This window comes from Vibrio sp. SG41-7, from assembly GCF_014164465.1.
GTDB lineage: Bacteria > Pseudomonadota > Gammaproteobacteria > Enterobacterales > Vibrionaceae > Vibrio > Vibrio splendidus.
In genome coordinates, this window is the sequence record NZ_JACJFF010000248.1 from 1 (window position 1) to 2,504 (window position 2,504).

Consider the following 2,504-nt stretch of genomic DNA (forward strand, 5'->3'; position numbering starts at 1 on the left):
CTTCAAGGAAGCCATAGACCAATTTTTTACTGTAACTCTTCCAGAGATTGCAGGTTCGTTGACGTCTCGAATCAATGACAATTTTCAGGTGTTTAAGCCTGCATCTTCAAGTTGATTGGGTATAAATATCTTTTATTCGTATTAGTACTGCAAAACCAAGTAAAATCTACAAAGAAAAATCGGCTAAACATCAATATGTTACTGGTAAAATCGAAAAAACATTATCTTTATCAATAATTCATGCGTTCATTCACAATATTTATTATTTTCCTTGCTACCTAATCGTTAAATTTATAAATTAAATCGAATGCTCACTTAGATCGGTAGTCTTACTCCAACTATGGATATCAATTACCCGAATATTGCTAAAACATCTTTATGCTTCGTTGTTTCCTTTTGTATATCAATGGCAATGCTCATTCCGGCTACGCCTTTTCATTACCAAACGTTGACTGAAGACTCATCCAAACAACTAGAGCAAAAACTGAGGCACATTCAATCTCAATTCGATTACTTTTTGACTGAGGTTGAGCACGGGCAATCATGCGAGTCCGTGGTTACTCGGCTGAGACAAACGGTTTTTGATACCGACTGGATTAAAGAAGCGGCGTTGTTTAATAAAAATGACCAATTTTATTGTTCAACAACAGAAGGTGACGTCTCATTCCGTCTCTTTAAATCCATCAGAGAGCGCTTGAATTCCGATCCAAACATGACCACGTTGTCTTATACCAATGCTGCGATCACTAAAGTCAATTCCATCATGCTCATTTCTTCTAACGAAGATAATGCGGGAATTAGCTTAATGATCCCTCCTCATTTCCTGTACGACATAGTAAATCGAAATCTATCCAATTTTGGTATCGAATCAAAAGTAAAAGTAATTGATAAAAACATATCCTTACCAAACGAAGGGACATATTTACAGAAAGTAGTCATTGTTTCTGATAAATACCCACTAACCGTTACCTCATATATTGGGTATCAGTATTACTTTAATTACCTCTTACGTTACTCTTGGTTCGGTTTCCTATTTGCAGGAATCGCGACAATTATCGCCGTGTCTATCAGGCACAATAAACAAAACCACAGAAGCTTAGAGTATTCATTATCTGATGCATTAAGAAACGATCACTTGCATGTCCACTTGCAGCCTATCGTTAACCATAATACTCATGAAATAGTCGGTTGCGAGTCTCTGTTGAGGTAGCATGACCCAATCGAAGGTAACGTATCTCCCGCAATATTCATCCCTCTTGCAGAAAGCTTAGGGTTAATAGAAGACCTCACGTACTTCGTGTTACGTGAAGTATTAGTCATGATCAACAGCAACCAACACCTGTTTCAATCAAGGTATGTCAGCGTCAACATAAGCCGGAATGTGCTATCAAATAGCAACTTCGCAAGCAAGGTGAGTCATATATACAAGAAGAACCCTGAGATTCTCAAACAGGTGGTTTTTGAAGTAACCGAAGATGGTGAATGTTCTGATGCCGACATGGTCAAAATCAGAGGCAACCTAACCAAACTATCGAATATGGGCGTAAGAGTCGCGATTGATGATTTTGGTACGGGCTATGCGGGCTTAGACTTTGTGAGACAGTTCCCGTTTAGCATTCTCAAAATCGATCGCGTGTTTGTGAAAAACATTTCAGACGAATCAAGCCTTGGTATCCCTTTGCTGGAGTCCATGCTTCAGTTGTCCCGCACCTTAGGTATGCAAGTGATCGTCGAAGGGGTTGAGTACGAATCCCAAGTGAACATCTTGTCTAAACTGGGCGTCGACTATATCCAAGGCTTCTATTTTTATAAACCGATGCCGATAAACCTGACTATCAGCTTACTCAGGCAGCAGCATTTTGAGTCCGATAACATTGAAGAATCATCCTTTTCAACACCAAAATGTGAGCAGCTTTAAACAGGTTCGATGGGATAAGCGCTGAAGATACTGTTCAGAATGATGCTTAGCACAACGCGTCACTTTAGCTTACGGCACGTTTCCCCACTCTTACTCCCAGGCAGGCTTTTACCATATTTGTGACTTAAATTATCGACGCGTGTTTTGGTTGGTTTTATGACTACTCGTAATCGCTAGCATGCTATCAGCGTGATTTTTGTTCCAATCAATCTTTTCATTAATTTCTTTTTTATCAATAAAGACCCAGTGAGACATACACTCTACACACAATACCAAACACATCACAACGCAGCATGTAACATATGCAACAAGCAACTAATTCGTGACCATCAACAACATAATACCGTAGCATGTGCGTGATTAAATTAACCTAGGAATCAATCACATGGAAAATACTGAAGTAATTAATACGGGGCTCTCAGAGAAGGACAAAAATGCAAAAACTCATGCCATCATCGCGTAAAGGGCGCGAATATACTTTGTTAATCTGATGTAAAAAGAACTTTTTCCCTGTAATCTTTATTCCATGCGGCTTGGTTCATCTTTCTTGGTACAGACAAGTTACCCTCTGATTTTCTAAATAGGT

The 2,504-nt window shown here is 39.1% G+C and carries 2 pseudogenes; both read left to right on the plus strand.

Annotation, left to right across the window (positions count from 1 at the left end):
- Window positions 1-115 (plus strand): annotated as a pseudogene (locus H5300_RS26320) (IS630 family transposase); the annotation flags it as partial.
- A 225-nt stretch (window positions 116-340) separates the two neighbouring features.
- Window positions 341-1,918: pseudogene (locus tag H5300_RS28390) on the plus strand (EAL domain-containing protein).
- Window positions 1,919-2,504: the final 586 nt, after the last annotated feature.